Here is a 14,687-nt window from a genome sequence, read left to right as displayed (position 1 = left end):
TTTTACGGAAGTGTTTACGAAAGTCTTTTGCCACGAATGAACAAGGGGAAATCATGAAAGCAGAATCTGTCATCAAGAACGGCGCCGCGCCCGCGCAGGACGGCGGCGCTCTGGAGCGCATGGCCGCATCGGTCACGCGCTGGTCCGAGAAGTGGTTCCCGGACGCCTATATCTTCGCGGTCATCGCCGTGGTTGTCGTCGCGCTGGGCGCCATGGCCAACGGCGCGTCCGCCAAGAGCGTGGGCCTGGCCTTCGGCAATGGGTTCTGGACGCTGATTCCCTTCACCATGCAAATGGCCATCGTGGCCATTTCGGGCTACGTCGTGGCAGCCTCGCCACCTGCTGCCCGGCTCATCGCCTGGCTGGCCGGCCATCCCAAATCGGGGCGTGGCGCCATCTGCTATGTCGCCCTGATCAGCATCCTGGCATCCCTGCTCAATTGGGCCATCAGCCTGATCTTCAGCGGCCTGCTGGTACGCGCGCTGGCGCGCCGCAAGGAACTGCGCATGGACTACCGTGCGGCAGGCGCCGCCGCCTACCTGGGCATGGGCGCCACCTGGGCCCTGGGCTTGAGTTCGTCGGCCGCCCAGCTGCAAGCCAACCCGGCCAGCCTGCCGCCGGCGCTATTGAAAATCACCGGCGTCATTCCCTTCACGGAAACGATTTTCCTGTGGCAGTCCTTCGCCATCGCGGCCGTGCTGACCATCGCCTCCATGATCATCGCCTTCTATTCCGCGCCGCGCGGAGACAAGGCCGTGACGGCGGAAGACCTGGGCGTGGACCTGGGCGTGTCCATCGAGAAAGTCGCCCCGCCGTCGCGTCCCGGCGACTGGCTGGAATACAGCCCCGTGCTGACCATCCTGCTCGTGGCCCTGGGCGCAACCTGGATCGTCAACGAATTCGCCTCCAAGGACGCCATCCTGGCGATCTCCAACCTGAACACGTACAACTTCGTGTTTCTGATGCTGGGCATGCTGCTGCATTGGCGGCCGCGCAGTTTCCTGAATGCCATCGCCAAATCCGTGCCGTCGGTCGGCGGCGTACTGATCCAGTTCCCGCTGTACGGCGGCGTCGCCTACATGCTGACCAAGGCGGCCGGCACGGACGGCCACACGCTGGCCCATATGCTGTCCGCCTTCTTCGTGTCGGTGTCTTCGCATGCCTCGTTCCCCGCGCTGATGGGCATCTATTCCGCCGTGCTGGGCTTCTTCGTGCCGTCCGGCGGCGGCAAGTGGATCATCGAGGCGCCGTACGTCATGCAGGCCGCCAACGACCTGCACGTCCACCTGGGCTGGGCGGTCACCGTCTACAACGCCGCCGAAGCGCTGCCCAACCTGATCAATCCGTTCTGGATGCTGCCGCTTCTGGGCGTGCTGGGCGTGCGCGCGCGCGACGTCGTGGGCTTCACCTTCACGCAGCTGATCGTGCATGCGCCCATCGTCCTGATCATGCTGTGGGCGCTGGCCGCCACGCTGGAATACAAGCCCCCGGTCATGCCGTGACCGCCGCGCCATAAAGAAAGCCCCCAGCCGTGCGGGCGCCGGTGATCAAGGCAGACCGGCGTCCGGCGGGGGGGATGCCTGTCGGAACCGGCATTCCCCCCGCGCGAACGCCGGCTAGCGCACCTTACCCTCCTTCCACGCCTGCAGCAGCTTGTCGTAGGCGATGGTCTCGCCCTTGGGCTTCTCGTTGGCCAGTTTCTTCCAGGGCGCATGCTGGTCCGACAGCCACTTCGACGGATCGCTGCGCGGGTTCAGCTTGGGCGCGCAGTGCGCCATGCCGGCGCGCTGCAATCGCGCCATGACCTGGTCCATTTCGTTGGCCAGGCTATCCATGGCTTGCTGCGGCGTTTTTTCCCCGGTTACGGCAGTGGCGACGTTGTTCCACCAAAGCTGCGCCAGCTTGGGATAATCCGGTACGTTGGTACCGGTCGGCGTCCAGGCCACCCGCGCCGGGCTGCGGTAGAACTCGATCAGGCCACCATAGTTATCGGCGTTCTTGGTAAAGAAGTCGCTGTGGATGTCGCTGTCCCGGATGAATGTCAGCCCGGTGATGGACTTCTTCAGCGACACGGTCTTGGACGTGACGAATTGCGCGTACAGCCAGGCGGCGGCCATGCGGTCGGGATTGGTGGACTTGAAGAAGGTCCACGAACCCACATCCTGGTAGCCGTTCTGCATGCCATCCTTCCAGTAGGGGCCATACGGCGAAGGCGCCATGCGCCATTTCGGCGTGCCGTCCGCGTTGACCACCGGCAGCCCTTTCTTCGTCATATCCGCCGTGAATGCCGTGTACCAGAAGATCTGCTGCGCGATCTGACCCTGGGCGGGCACGGGCCCCGCCTCCGAGAACGTCATGCCGGTCGCCTGCTGCGGCGCGTACTTCTTCATCCAATCGATGTACTTCGTCAACGCATACACCGCCGCCGGGCTGTTGGTGGCGCCGCCACGCTCCATCGACGCGCCGACCGGCGTGCACTTGTCGTCCGCCACCCGTATGCCCCATTCATCCACCGGCATGCCGTTGGGCAGGCCCTTGTCAGCCGTGCCGGCCATGGACAACCAGGCATCGGTAAACCGCCAGCCCAGCGACGGGTCTTTCTTGCCGTAGTCCATGTGGCCGTACACGCGCTTGCCGTCCACTTCCTTGACGTCATTGGTGAAGAAGTCCGCGATGTCCTCGTACGCCGACCAGTTGGTGGGTACCCCCAGGTCATAGCCGTACTTTGCCTTGAAGCGGTCCTGCAGATCCTTGCGGGCGAACCAGTCCGCCCGGAACCAGTACAGGTTGGCAAACTGCTGGTCCGGCAACTGGTACAGCTTGCCGTCCGGCGCGGTGGTAAATCGCGCGCCGATGAAGTCCTTCAGATCCAGGCCCGGATTGGTGTATTCCTTGCCCGAACCGTTCATGTAATCCGATAGCGGCAAAATCGCGCCGTAGCGGTAATGCGTGCCGATCAGGTCCGAATCGGATATCCACCCGTCGTAGATCGACTTGCCCGATTGCATCGACGTTTGCAGCTTCTCGACCACATCCCCTTCCTGGATGATGTCGTGGTTTACCTTGATACCCGTGATCTCCGCGAAAGCCCGGGCCAGGGTCTTGGACTCGTATTCATGCGTCGTAATGGTCTCGGACACCACATTCACTTCGTCGACGCCTTTCGCCTTCAGCTTGGCCGCCGCATCGATGAACCACTTCATTTCGGCCATCTGCTGGTCCTTGGACAGCGTCGAGGGCTGGAACTCCGTATCGATCCACTTCTGCGCCTCGGGCGCCCCGGCCCAGGCACCGGACGATCCGATCAGGGCGATGGCGGCCGCCACGGCATGCATGCGCAATTTCATGAGCTGTCTCCTCGATAAGCCCTCCCTCGGGATGCTGCGGACGCGGCCGGGGAAGGCGAAGGCCGTGGTCCATGAATTCGTCGCGGCCCGGGCATGGCAGGCCGGACTTTATTTATCCCTTGCGCATGACCAGCGCCAACACCAGCATCGAGATCGCGAAACCGATCCATACCGACGGCGGCTCGTCCAGCGACCACCAGGTCATGAAGCGTTCCCCCATTCCCACGAAAGCCAGGTTTACCCAGGCGGCGCACATCAGACCGATGAACAATCGGTCGCCCCGCGTGGTCGCGATGGGCAGGAATCCCTTGCGCAAGCGCGTCGGGCTACGCAGTTCCCACACCGTCATGCCGGCCAGCATCAAGACGACGCAGCCGAAGAACACGGCGACCGGGGTCGTCCACACCATCCAGTCGAACATCGTCGCCTCCCTATACCCGGCCCATCGCGAAACCCTTGGCGATATACCGGCGCACGAACCAGATCACGATGCCACCCGGCACGATGGTCAGCACGCCCGCGGCGGCCAGCACGCCCCAGTCCATGCCCGCGGCCGAAACGGTGCGCGTCATGGTGGCCACGATGGGCTTGGCGTTGACCGAAGTCAGCGTGCGGGCCAGCAACAGCTCCACCCAGCTGAACATGAAGCAGAAGAAAGCCGTCACGCCCACGCCGGCCTTGATCAGAGGCAGGAATATCGTCAGGAAGAAACGCGGAAAGGAATAGCCATCCACGTAGGCGGTCTCGTCGATCTCGCGCGGCACGCCGGACATGAAGCCCTCCAGTATCCATACCGCCAGCGGCACGTTGAACACCAGGTGCGCGAGCGCCACGGCGATATGCGTATCCATCAATCCCAGCGACGTATACAACTGGAAGAAGGGCAGCAGGAAGACGGCCGGCGGCGTCATCCGATTGGTCAGCAGCCAGAAGAACACATGCTTATCGCCGATGAAGCTGTAGCGCGAGAACGCGTAGGCCGCGGGCAAGGCGACCGCCAGCGAGATGACGGTATTGATGGCGACGTAGATCAGCGAATTGATGTAGCCCGAATACCATGCCGGATCGGTGAAGATGGTGTGGTAGTGCCGCAGCGTGAATTCGCGCGGCCACAGCGTCAATGCGCCGACGATTTCGCTATTCGGCTTGAACGACATGTTCAGCATCCAGTACAGCGGCAGGATGGCGAACAGCAGGTACAGGATCAGGAAGGCCCTGCGCCAGAAAACGGGCTTGTCACGCATGGGCGTTCTCCTCTTCCACGGTGCCGGACGTGCCGGCGCGCTGGATCCAGTTGTACAGGATGAAGCACAGCAGCAAGATAATCAGGAAGTACACAATGGAAAAGGCCGCCGCCGGCCCCAGGTCGAACTGCCCCACGGCCTTCTGCGTCAGGTACTGCGACAGGAAGGTGGTGGCATTGCCCGGGCCGCCGCCGGTCAGGACGAAAGGCTCCGTGTAGATCATGAAGCTGTCCATGAAACGCAGCAATACCGCGATCATCAGCACGCCGCGCATCTTGGGCAATTCGATATAGCGAAACACCGCCAGGCGCGACGCCCCGTCGATGCGGGCGGCCTGGTAATACGCCTGCGGGATCGCCCGCAGGCCGGCATAGCACAGCAGCGCCACCAGCGGCGTCCAATGCCAGACATCCATCACCAGCACGGTGACCCAGGCGTCCAGGTCGTCGCCCGTGTAGTTGTAGTTGAACCCCAGCCATGACAGCGTGGCACCCAGCAGCCCGATATCCGTCCGGCCGAATACCTGCCATATCGTGCCGACCACGTTCCAGGGAATGAGCAGCGACAGCGCGACGATGACCAGCACCGCCGACGCCTGCCAGCCGGAGGCCGGCATGCACAGCGCCACCAGGATGCCCAGGGGGATTTCCACCAGCAGGACGGCCAGCGAAAAGCCGACCTGGCGCCAGAGCGCGTTGTGCAGTTCCGGATCCTGCAGCACCGACGCGAACCATTCCGTGCCGACGAAAACCCGGCGGTCGGGCGCAATAATGTCCTGGACGGAGTAATTCACGATGGTCATCAGCGGCAGGATGGCGGAAAAGGCCACGCACACCACCACGGGAAGGACCAGCAGCCAGGCTTTCTGATTGATCGGCTTCATCGGATCAGTTCCTCGTCGCGGTAAAAGCAGCTGTGCGGATTGAGCACGGAAAGCCAGGCGATGGACCCTGGCGCACCGACGTCGCAATCCAGCGGCAGGCGGGCCCGCACGGTCCTGCCCTCGAAGATGCCGGCCAGCAGCAGATAGGTTCCGATATCCTGCAGGCGCGTGATCGCGACCGGTATGGCGTGCGCGGTATCTGGCGGGCACACGCGAACGAACTCCGGCCTGATGCCCAGGGTGAACGTCCCCGCGCCGGCCAGCGCGCCGGCCGTGTCCGCCGGCGCATGGCGCAGGATGCGGGTGCCTATCCGCACACCGCCCTCGTCCCAGCTGGCCGGCAGGAAATTCATCCCGGGCGAACCGATGAAGTGGCCGACGAAGGTATGCGCGGGATGCAGGAACAGGTCGTCGGCCGTGCCCACCTGCACGACCTTGCCGCGCGACATCACCACCACCTGGTCGGCGAACGTCAGCGCCTCGGTCTGGTCGTGAGTGACGTAGACCAGCGTCAACTTGAATTCCTGGTGGATCTCCTTCAGCTTGCGCCGCAGCGCCCACTTGAGGTTCGGGTCGATCACGGTCAGCGGCTCGTCGAACAGCACGGCCGACACATCGCTGCGCACCAGCCCGCGGCCGAGCGAGATCTTTTGCTTGGCGTCCGCCGCGAGGCCGCGGGCGCGGCGGTCCAGCACCGCGGACAACTCCAGCATTTCGGCGATGCGCCCCACCCGCTCGCGCACGCGGTCTTGCGGCACCCCGCGGTTGCGCAGCGGAAAGGCCAGATTGTCCGCCACGGTCATGGTGTCGTAGACCACGGGGAACTGGAAGACCTGCGCGATATTGCGCTGCTGCGGCGTCTGCCCGGTGACATCGCGGCCATCGAAGCGGATATGCCCCGACGACGGGCGCAGCAGGCCCGAAATGCAATTCAGCAAGGTGGTCTTGCCGCATCCCGAAGGACCAAGCAGGGCATAGGCGCCGCCATCGCGAAACGTGTATTGCAGCGGCAGCAGGGCGTAATCTTCTTCCTTGGCGGGGTGGGCGACATAGGAATGCGACAGGTCCAGCTCGATGCTCGCCATCAGTTCGCTCCCACCTTCGCGCCCATCGGCGCGGCGCGGTACGCAGGCGCGGCCAGCAGCTCGCCGGCGGCATCGAAAGCGTAGGTCTGCCCCGGATCGAAGTACAGGCGTATCGCTTCCCCCAGTGCGAAGCGATGGACACCGGTCAGCTGCGCCACCAGGTCACCGGCCGCCGTGGCGGTATGCACGAAGGTGTCGGAACCGGAGATCTCCGCCAGCTCGACTGTGCCCAGCACGGCCACGCATCCGGGCCGTTCGTCAAGGTATAGCGCGCCCGCGCGCAAGCCGGCCATGATGACGGCGCCATCGGCATCGCCGGCGGGCAATTTCCTGGGCACGCGCAGGCCGTCCCGCAGCGTGAACCCCGTCGGGTTGCGCCGCGCGTGCAGCAGGTTCATCGGCGGGTCGCTGAATACGCGCGCCACGCGGATGGAGCGCGGCCGATGGAATACTTCGGCGGTGGGGCCGTACTGCAAGAGCTCTCCGGCGTCCAGCACCGCGGTATGGCCGCCCAGCAGCAAGGCTTCCGCAGGTTCCGTGGTGGCGTAGATCACGGTGGATCGACCGTTCTCGAAGAGTTCGCCAAGTTCGTCGCGCAACTCCTCGCGCAGCTTGTAGTCCAGGTTGACCAGGGGCTCGTCGAGCAGGACCAGGGGCGCTTCCTTCACCAGGGCACGCGCCAGCGCAACCCGCTGCTGCTGTCCGCCGGACAATTCGGCGGGATACCGGTCCAGCAGATGCTCGATATGCAGCCGCCCGGCCATTGCCCTGACGCGGCCGTCCACGCCTTGCGCGCGGCGCAACCGCAGCGGCGAGGCAATATTGTCGTAGACCGTCTTCGAGGGATAGTTGATGAATTGCTGGTACACCATGGCGACGTTGCGTTCGCGCACGGGAACGCGTGTCACGTCCGCGCCATCGACCCGCACGGTACCCTGGCTGGGCCGGTCCAGGCCGGCCATGATCCGCATCAGGGATGTCTTGCCCGCCTGGGTCACCCCCAGCAGGACCGTCATGGCACCGGGTTCAGGCGCCAGGCTCATCGGATACAGCAGGACTTGTGATCCCGCGTCTCGTCGAATGCCTTCCAGCATCAGCCGCATCGTGTCTCCTGACGAAAAGCTGCCTGTTAGCTTTCATATCGTTTCCTGCTTTTGTACAGAAAGCGCGCCGGAAAGACAACGCCGGGACCGGCCGAGCGGAATTTATGTACGATCGGCGCATAGAAGAACTTCGCCCAGGCCGCAAGCATGGTAGCCCCCGACGACTTTCAAATCGCCATCGATCGCCAGGCCCGCATGCCGCTGGCCGGGCAGATCCACCACGCCATCGGTCAGGCCATACGCGCCGGCCGGCTGGCTCCCGGCGCGCGCCTGCCCTCGTGGCGCGATCTCGCCGCGCAATTGGGGGTCGCGCGCGGTACCGTACGCGCGGCCTACGAGCGCCTGATCGACGAACAACTGTTGGTTCCCGCCGGCGCGGCCGGGACCTTCGTCTCGCGCCACGGCGTACCGGCGGCGCCGGCGCCGCCGCCCGCCGACACCGCGCCCTTGCCCGACATGATTCCGCGTTTCTCGGCCCCGCCCATGACGTTCCAGATGGGCGTGCCGGGCCAGGACACATTTCCGGCCACGGTCTGGACGCGCCTGTTCGCCCAGGCCGCGCGCGAGCTGGCCACCGGACCGATGGGCTATCCCGATCCGCGCGGCGAACCGCGCCTGCGCGAACAGATCGCGGCCTACCTCGCACTGGCGCGCGGCGTGGCCTGCTCGCCGGCACAGGTGCTGATCACCGCCGGCTATGGCAGCGCCTTGAATCTGGCCATACGCGCCCTGGGCCTGGAAGGCCGGACGGCATGGATGGAAGACCCCGGATTCCCCCTGACCCGGCGCGCACTGGCCCTGGCCGGCATGAAACTGGCCCACGTACCCGTCGATGCGCAGGGCCTGGACGTCGACGCAGGCCTGCGCATGGCGCCGGAGGCCGCCCTGGCGGTGGTCACGCCGGGACAACAGGCCCCGCTGGGCGTCACCATGACGCCCGCCCGACGCCGCGCGCTGCTGGATTGGGCGGCGCGCCAGGGCGGCTGGGTGGCCGAGGACGATTTCCTCAGCGAACTGCAGTTGCGCGGCCGCGCCGCGCCCGCGCTGGCGGCGCTGGACGGCGCCGGCCGCGTCCTGCACATCGGCACCTTCAGCAAGACCATCAGCCCGGCGCTAAGGTTGGGGTTCATTGTCGTCCCGCCCGGCAAGGCGCGCCATTTCGCCGAGGTGGCCGCCTGCCTTGCTCCAGCCCCCTCCTCCACCACGCAGGTGGCCCTGGCCGAATTCATCCGCCAGGGCCACTATCTGCGGCACCTGCGCCGCATGAAACGGCTTTATGCGGCCAGGCGCGACGCTTTGAGTGCCTGCCTCGCGCGTCTTCCGCTGGAGGCAAGCACCGCCATGGCGGGTCTGGCCGTGCGACTGGCGCTGCCGGACGGCACCGATGACGTGGAGATCGCCCGGCGCGCGCTGGACCGGGGCATCGCGCCCGGCGCCCTGTCCAGTTGGTACGTATCGCTGCCGCCCCGGCCCGGACTGATGCTGGCCGTCAGCAATGTCTCGGAGCCCACCCTTGAAGCGGACTGCCGTACCCTGCTGGATTTGATCGACGAAGCCGGCTGAATGACAACGCCGCGTGCGGAACGCCGCATCGCGGCGGATCCATGCCGGCGCCGATAAGGAACGACGCCGGCGGTCGGCATCAATCCACTTCGGCTCCGGACGATTTCACGGCCGCCCCCCACTTGACGATTTCGCCATCGATGAAGGTCCCGGTCTGGGCGGGCGTCATCGCCATCGGTTCGGCGCCGCGCTCGCGCAGATAGCTCTGCATCGCGGGCGAATTCAGGATGGCACCGATGCGCTGGCTGAGAGAATCGACGATGGGCGCCGGCGTGTCCCTGGGTGCCAGTACGGCTGCCCAGCCGATGGCCTGGAAGCCGGGATAGCCGGACTCCGCCACCGTGGGGACATTCGGCAACTGGGGCAATCGGCGGGCGGTGGTGACGGCCAGCGCGATGGCCTTGCCGCTTTGCACATGAGGCAATCCGGCGGTGACGGAATCGACCATCAAGGGCACCTGGTTACCCAGAAAATCCGCCTGCGCCGGCCCGCTGCCCTTATACGGAATATGACGCAGATCGATACCCGCGGCCGCCTTGAACATTTCCGCCGACAAATGCTGTGTGCCGCCGACGCCGGCGCTGGCGTAGGCCAGTTCGCCCGGATGCGCCTTGGCCCGCTCCACCAGCTGGCCCAGCGTCTTGATGCCCGATTGCGGGTTGGATAGGAACATCAGCGGCACCGAAAATACGCCGCTCACCGGCGCGAAGTCCTTGGCCAGGCTGTAGTCCAGCTTCTTGTACAGCGTCTGGTTGACCGCCGCCGCGCTGCCGGCGATGACCAGGGTGTAGCCATCGGCGGGCGCGCGCGCGGCCTGGGCCATGCCGATATTGCTGCCGGCGCCCGCGCGGTTGTCGACGATGATGGGCTGCTTCAGTTCCGCGCCCAGCTTTTCCGCCAGGGCGCGGGCGAAAATGTCGGTCGCCTGTCCGGGCGGAAACGGCACGATCATGCGGATGGCATGCTCGGGATACTGCGCGTGGGCGGCCAACGTGGCCGCGGCCAGCGTGGCGCCGGCGATCAAGTGCTTGAACATGGAAATCCCCTCCTGTGTATCGGCTCTTGGAGATGCATTATGGCCGATCGCACACGCCCGCCCCGCCGGACGGCAGCCGCCGCGCGCCGGCGTCGTGCCGCGCGCGATGCCGGCGACGGTGCAATCGCCGATCGGACCCGAACGGCGCCGAATCAACGTGCCGCGGGGACGTAGGGCGGATCGCGATGCAGCGGCGTGGCGGAATAGGAAGGAGGTTTACCCGCGGGACCGCACAATCGGGTCGTGAACGGGGTCACGAACACGCGGGCGCCCAGCGTCAGCGTGATAAAGGCCGGCGACACGCAATTGCCGGGCTGCTTGGGATCGCCGTACACATCACCGGACACCCAGCGTACGCCGCTGGTCAGTTCCGCTCCGACGGGTATGGCGACTTGCGGCATGACGGGGCCCGGATGCATGCCGATGGACGACTGCGCGGAAACCCGCAGGGGCTTGTTCGCGCCGTCCAGGAAACCCACTTCCGGACGCATCGGAACCGTGCAGGTGTTCGGCCCCAGATTGCGCAGCACGACCAGCGTACCGGAATGCGAGGTACCGTCGAACTGCCCGCCTTCCCTGTCCGCGGCGAAGGACAGCTGGGCCGGGTCGCAGGTGGGCTCGGCCGCTCGCGCGGCAGCCGTCGCCAATGTGGCGCATAGCACCAGGCAAGACGCCGCAAGGCCTTGGGTACGAAACGAAGATGCCGGTTTCATGGGTCGATGGCTCCATCCTGCGGTTCGCGGACGCGTGATCAACCGGCATTATGCCTACGGGCGCGCGGCGACCGCCGCCAGGATACGTTCTGTTTTCGGAAATTACACGTATCGCCTGGCGCGCAGCGGCAGACGCACCGATGCGTGGGGATGCGCCGCAGCCGGGGCCCCTGGCGGCCTACTCGCCGGCCGCGCCGGCCAGCGCCGTCCGGCGTACACGGCGGCGCCACTCATAGGCCATCGTGGCCAGTACGAGTAAACCCACCACGACGAATTCCATGATGAGGACGCCGCTGGCCCCACGCAGATAATTCCCTTGCGGCCCGGCCAGGAAATGCGTCAACACCGAACCCGAAATGGCCGGCCCCAGGCCCAGCGCGCTTTGCTGCACGGTCGACAACGTGGCACTGCCAGCCCCCGCATGCTCGGACGGGACCTCCGACAAACCGATGCGGAAGAAGCATCCGACGATGAAAGCCTGCCCGAAACCGATGGGAATCGTCGCGGCCATCAGATTGATGACGGTGGGTTCCGGCCATACCGCGCGCAACGTGAACATGAGCGCCAGCACGCCGGCCATCTGCACCAGGCAGCCGAAGATCAATACCGGCGCCTTATCGAAGCGCGAGACCGCGCGACTGGTCATCAGCGAACCGACGAAATACGCGGTCCCCATGGCGATGAAGGTATTGCCCGACGACAATGGCGACATGCCCGCGCCCGCCTGCAGCGTCAGCGCCATCGCGAACATGAAGCCGCTCCAGCTGGAGAAAAACAGCACGGCGATACAAACGCCGAACCGCACGCTGGACAGGCGCAACAAGGAAGGCGGCAACAAGGGGAAAGCCTTGCGGCGCTCCTGCCGCAGTTCGGTACGCCAGAGCGCATACAGCAGGAAAGGCACCGCGGCCAGCATCGCCAGGCATTGCCAGGGCCAATGCAGTACCGGCCCCAGCGCCACGGGTATCAGCAGGGAAAGGATGAGCACCGCCAGCAGCGCGGTTCCCGGCCAGTCGATGCGGGCAGGATGCGAGGACCGCGTTTCGGGCAGCCAGCGTCCGGTATAGGCCATCACCAGCAGCCCTATCGGCAGGTTTATCAGGAACACGCTGCGCCAGCCCAGGCCGCCCAGGTCCAGGGACACCAGCAGGCCGCCCAGCACCTGGCCCACCACGAAGGCCAGCCCGCCTATCGCCCCGTATAGACCCAGGGCCCGCGAGTGCTCCGGGCCGCGCAGGCTGACGTGGATGGTGGCGAGGATCTGCGGCACCGCAAGCGCCGCGGCCACCCCCTGCAGCGCCCGTGCGGCCAGCAGCACCCACACCTGTCCTGCCAATCCGCACAGCAGCGAAGCCACCGTGAACAGCATCACGCCCCACCAGAACACACGCCGGCGGCCGTAGTTATCGCCCAGCCGTCCCCCCATTGCCAGGCAGACCGCGAAAGCGACGCCATAAACGGCAACGATCAGCTCCAGTTCCATCTCGCTGGCATGCAGCGACCGCGCCATCGCGTCCAGCGCGACATTGACGATGGAAAAATCGATCATGGGCAGCAATTGGCCCGCCAGCAACAGGTACAGGCCCGCCCGGCCAAGCCGTGCGTGGGAAGTGGAAGCGGTCATTAGACGGTCGACACGACGGATCGGACAGCGCACCGGCGCGCCGCCTTGCCGTGAAAGATGCGAGGCCGGAAGTATATTTTGCGGTGCAGTAAGGGCACCCCATGCCCCTGCTGGGCACAGGGTCGCGCATTGCCGTCAGCGGAATGTCAGGTGCATATCGGGGCTTCCGCACGCATCCGCCCAACGGTACCGGCGCGCGCCGGATGCGGCGGAACCTTCATGGCGAGGACCGCACTCAGGGACCTCGCTCGTTCACCCCAGGAGTTTTCCCGTGACCCTATCCCTTACCGCGCAGAACCACCCCAATGCGCAAACCCTGCCGGCACAGCAGGAACCCCTGCACCCTCCGATTGCCCAGGACGGCATCATGGACTGGATGCCGTCCTCCGCCGCCGGGATCGTCGCTTATCTGCTGTCCAAGATCGCCGCGTCCGACGTCGCCCAGGTCGGCGACCTCATGATCAACGGGCGTGACAACGCCATCCTGGCGGAGCGCCCGCCGGCAAAGGGCTGATCCGATCGTCTCTCGCGCCGGGCAGGTGCGGACGGCCACCACTACAATGCCGCAATTCGTTCACCGGACCTGCCCCATGACCACCACCCGACGGCACCGCTGCGCCTGGGCCGAAGACGATCCGCTGATGCGCGACTACCACGACAGGGAATGGGGCGTGCCGCAACGCGACAGCCGCATGCTCTGGGAAATGCTGATGCTCGAAGGCTTCCAGGCCGGCCTATCGTGGATCACCGTGCTGCGCAAGCGCGACGCCTTCCGCGAGGCGTTCGCGGGCTTCGAACCCGCCATCGTCGCGCGCTACGGCGAGCGCGATATCGAGCGGCTCATGGGCAATCCGGGCATCATCCGGGCCCGCGCGAAGATCCAGGCCACCATCGGCGGCGCGCGCATCTATCTGGACATGCAGGACAAGGGCCTGAGTTTCAGCGACTTCTGCTGGTCCTTCACCGATGGCCAACCCATCCTGAACGACGGCAAGACCTGGGTTGCCACCTCGCCGCTTTCCGAACGGATTTCCAGGGAACTGAAGCAGCGCGGCTTCAAGTTCGTCGGGCCGACCATCGTCTATGCATGGATGCAGGCCGTGGGAATCGTCAACGATCACGCCATCGATTGCTTCCGGCGTTCGCCGGGAGCGCGATCGCGCTAGCCGGGGGCTGTCGCCTGCGCGCCGAACGAGGCGCGCCCTCGCCAGGGCGCGCCCGCGTCATCATCCCTGGATGAAGGCAAGCAGGTCCGCGTTGATCACATCGGCATGCGTGGTGCACATGCCATGCGGATAGCCCTTGTAGACTTTCAGCGTACCGTGCTTGACCAGCTTGGCGGATAGCAGCGCCGAATCCGCGATGGGCACGATCTGGTCGTCATCGCCGTGCATGATCAGGACGGGCACGTCGATCTGCTTGAGGTCCTCGGTGAAATCGGTTTCCGAAAAAGCCTTGATGCAGTCGAAGTGGGCGTTGGCGGCGCCCATCATGCCCTGGCGCCACCAGTTGCGGATCACCCCTTCGGAGACCTTGGCACCCTCGCGGTTGAACCCATAGAACGGCCCGCTCGGCACATCCAGGAAAAACTGCGCGCGATTCGCCGCCAGCGCCGCGCGAAAGCCGTCGAAGACCTCCAGCGGCAGGCCGCCGGGGTTCTTCTCGCTTTTGACCATGACGGGCGGCACCGCGCCTATCAGGACCGCCTTGGCCACCCGCCCCTTCCCATGACGGGCCACGTAGCGGGTCACTTCGCCGCCACCGGTGGAGTGGCCGATGTGGACGGCATCGCGCAGGTCCAGCGCGGCGGCCAATTCGGCGACGTCGGCGGCATAGGTGTCCATCTCGTGGCCGGTCGCGGTTTGCGACGAACGCCCATGGCCGCGACGGTCGTGGGCGATCACGCGATAGCCCTTGTGCAGAAAGAACAGCATCTGGGCGTCCCAATCGTCCGCGCTCAGCGGCCAACCATGATGGAAAACGATGGGCTGTCCCGTCCCCCAATCCTTGTAGAAAATTTCGGTGCCGTCTTTCGTCTTGATTTTGCTCATGGCGCATCCTTTCGAAGAGTCAGGTCAAAATGCCGCAG

At 65.6% G+C, this 14,687-nt stretch carries 14 protein-coding genes; 4 read left to right on the top strand and 10 right to left on the bottom strand.

Annotated features, from left to right (window positions below; all coding sequences use genetic code 11):
• Window positions 1-53 precede the first annotated feature (53 nt).
• Entirely contained in the window at window positions 54-1,502 is a 1,449-nt protein-coding gene (locus ACO1P8_RS23625) for a short-chain fatty acid transporter (protein ID WP_486298280.1), read from the top strand.
• 114 nt (window positions 1,503-1,616) lie between these two features.
• Here ACO1P8_RS23625 and ACO1P8_RS23620 read toward each other — a convergent pair whose 3' ends face one another.
• The 6 genes from ACO1P8_RS23620 to ACO1P8_RS23595 all read right to left on the bottom strand — a co-directional run bounded on the left by ACO1P8_RS23620 (window position 1,617) and on the right by ACO1P8_RS23595 (window position 7,662).
• A complete protein-coding gene (locus ACO1P8_RS23620; RefSeq protein WP_486298279.1) occupies window positions 1,617-3,347 on the bottom strand; it encodes an ABC transporter substrate-binding protein in 1,731 nt (576 codons plus the stop codon).
• Between the two features lie 112 nt (window positions 3,348-3,459).
• Complete coding sequence (locus ACO1P8_RS23615; RefSeq protein WP_486298278.1) at window positions 3,460-3,768, bottom strand: DUF2160 domain-containing protein; 309 nt, start codon at window positions 3,766-3,768, stop codon at window positions 3,460-3,462.
• A 10-nt stretch (window positions 3,769-3,778) separates the two neighbouring features.
• Window positions 3,779-4,591 (bottom strand): carbohydrate ABC transporter permease, encoded by an 813-nt coding sequence (locus tag ACO1P8_RS23610; protein ID WP_486298277.1) that lies wholly within the window; start codon window positions 4,589-4,591, stop codon window positions 3,779-3,781.
• Window positions 4,584-5,474 carry a carbohydrate ABC transporter permease gene (locus ACO1P8_RS23605; protein ID WP_486298276.1) on the bottom strand — a complete coding sequence of 297 codons (891 nt, stop codon included), beginning with the start codon at window positions 5,472-5,474 and terminating at the stop codon, window positions 4,584-4,586. The genes ACO1P8_RS23610 and ACO1P8_RS23605 overlap by 8 nt, the downstream gene beginning before the upstream one ends.
• The gene (locus ACO1P8_RS23600; RefSeq protein WP_486298275.1) at window positions 5,471-6,559 is read right to left on the bottom strand and encodes an ABC transporter ATP-binding protein; all 1,089 of its coding nucleotides are present in this window, start codon (window positions 6,557-6,559) and stop codon (window positions 5,471-5,473) included. Before ACO1P8_RS23600 ends, ACO1P8_RS23605 begins: the two co-directional genes overlap by 4 nt.
• Entirely contained in the window at window positions 6,559-7,662 is a 1,104-nt protein-coding gene (locus tag ACO1P8_RS23595; RefSeq protein ID WP_486298274.1) for an ABC transporter ATP-binding protein, read from the bottom strand. The genes ACO1P8_RS23600 and ACO1P8_RS23595 overlap by 1 nt, the downstream gene beginning before the upstream one ends.
• Window positions 7,663-7,809: 147 nt before the next feature.
• Here ACO1P8_RS23595 and pdxR point away from each other — a divergent pair, with 147 nt between their 5' ends.
• Window positions 7,810-9,225, top strand: a complete 1,416-nt coding sequence (gene pdxR, locus ACO1P8_RS23590) for a MocR-like pyridoxine biosynthesis transcription factor PdxR (RefSeq protein WP_486298273.1) — start codon at window positions 7,810-7,812, stop codon at window positions 9,223-9,225.
• A 79-nt stretch (window positions 9,226-9,304) separates the two neighbouring features.
• Here the strand turns inward: pdxR and ACO1P8_RS23585 are convergent, their stop codons facing one another.
• From ACO1P8_RS23585 to ACO1P8_RS23575, 3 genes are all read right to left on the bottom strand, one after another.
• A complete protein-coding gene (locus tag ACO1P8_RS23585; RefSeq protein WP_486298272.1) occupies window positions 9,305-10,261 on the bottom strand; it encodes a tripartite tricarboxylate transporter substrate binding protein in 957 nt (318 codons plus the stop codon).
• Window positions 10,262-10,413: 152 nt separating this feature from the next.
• Entirely contained in the window at window positions 10,414-10,974 is a 561-nt protein-coding gene (locus tag ACO1P8_RS23580) for a DUF4232 domain-containing protein (RefSeq protein ID WP_486298271.1), read from the bottom strand.
• A 178-nt stretch (window positions 10,975-11,152) separates the two neighbouring features.
• Complete coding sequence (locus ACO1P8_RS23575) at window positions 11,153-12,598, bottom strand: MFS transporter (protein WP_486298270.1); 1,446 nt, start codon at window positions 12,596-12,598, stop codon at window positions 11,153-11,155.
• Window positions 12,599-12,869: 271 nt separating this feature from the next.
• Between ACO1P8_RS23575 and ACO1P8_RS23570 the strand changes: the two genes are divergently transcribed.
• Window positions 12,870-13,112, top strand: a complete 243-nt coding sequence (locus ACO1P8_RS23570) for a hypothetical protein (protein ID WP_486298269.1) — start codon at window positions 12,870-12,872, stop codon at window positions 13,110-13,112.
• Window positions 13,113-13,188: 76 nt separating this feature from the next.
• The gene (locus ACO1P8_RS23565; protein ID WP_486298268.1) at window positions 13,189-13,764 is read left to right on the top strand and encodes a DNA-3-methyladenine glycosylase I; all 576 of its coding nucleotides are present in this window, start codon (window positions 13,189-13,191) and stop codon (window positions 13,762-13,764) included.
• Window positions 13,765-13,824: 60 nt separating this feature from the next.
• On the opposite strand, the gene ACO1P8_RS23560 is transcribed toward ACO1P8_RS23565, so the two are convergent.
• Window positions 13,825-14,649, bottom strand: a complete 825-nt coding sequence (locus ACO1P8_RS23560) for an alpha/beta fold hydrolase (RefSeq protein WP_094842544.1) — start codon at window positions 14,647-14,649, stop codon at window positions 13,825-13,827.
• Window positions 14,650-14,687 lie beyond the last annotated feature (38 nt).

Source organism: Bordetella sp., assembly GCF_057362025.1.
The sequence above is the reverse complement of the archived record's forward strand: the minus strand, read 5'-3'. Positions and strand labels throughout refer to the sequence as shown.

Excerpts from the sequence above, each read along its gene's own strand:
- ACO1P8_RS23625 (WP_486298280.1), top strand. The coding sequence starts at position 54 with ATGAAAGCAGAATCTGTCATCAAGAACGGCGCCGCGCCCGCGCAGGAC.
- ACO1P8_RS23620 (WP_486298279.1), bottom strand. The coding sequence starts at position 3,347 with ATGAAATTGCGCATGCATGCCGTGGCGGCCGCCATCGCCCTGATCGGA.
- ACO1P8_RS23615 (WP_486298278.1), bottom strand. The coding sequence starts at position 3,768 with ATGTTCGACTGGATGGTGTGGACGACCCCGGTCGCCGTGTTCTTCGGC.
- ACO1P8_RS23610 (WP_486298277.1), bottom strand. The coding sequence starts at position 4,591 with ATGCGTGACAAGCCCGTTTTCTGGCGCAGGGCCTTCCTGATCCTGTAC.
- ACO1P8_RS23605 (WP_486298276.1), bottom strand. The coding sequence starts at position 5,474 with ATGAAGCCGATCAATCAGAAAGCCTGGCTGCTGGTCCTTCCCGTGGTG.
- ACO1P8_RS23600 (WP_486298275.1), bottom strand. The coding sequence starts at position 6,559 with ATGGCGAGCATCGAGCTGGACCTGTCGCATTCCTATGTCGCCCACCCC.
- ACO1P8_RS23595 (WP_486298274.1), bottom strand. The coding sequence starts at position 7,662 with ATGCGGCTGATGCTGGAAGGCATTCGACGAGACGCGGGATCACAAGTC.
- pdxR (WP_486298273.1), top strand. The coding sequence starts at position 7,810 with ATGGTAGCCCCCGACGACTTTCAAATCGCCATCGATCGCCAGGCCCGC.
- ACO1P8_RS23585 (WP_486298272.1), bottom strand. The coding sequence starts at position 10,261 with ATGTTCAAGCACTTGATCGCCGGCGCCACGCTGGCCGCGGCCACGTTG.
- ACO1P8_RS23580 (WP_486298271.1), bottom strand. The coding sequence starts at position 10,974 with ATGAAACCGGCATCTTCGTTTCGTACCCAAGGCCTTGCGGCGTCTTGC.
- ACO1P8_RS23575 (WP_486298270.1), bottom strand. The coding sequence starts at position 12,598 with ATGACCGCTTCCACTTCCCACGCACGGCTTGGCCGGGCGGGCCTGTAC.
- ACO1P8_RS23565 (WP_486298268.1), top strand. The coding sequence starts at position 13,189 with ATGACCACCACCCGACGGCACCGCTGCGCCTGGGCCGAAGACGATCCG.
- ACO1P8_RS23560 (WP_094842544.1), bottom strand. The coding sequence starts at position 14,649 with ATGAGCAAAATCAAGACGAAAGACGGCACCGAAATTTTCTACAAGGAT.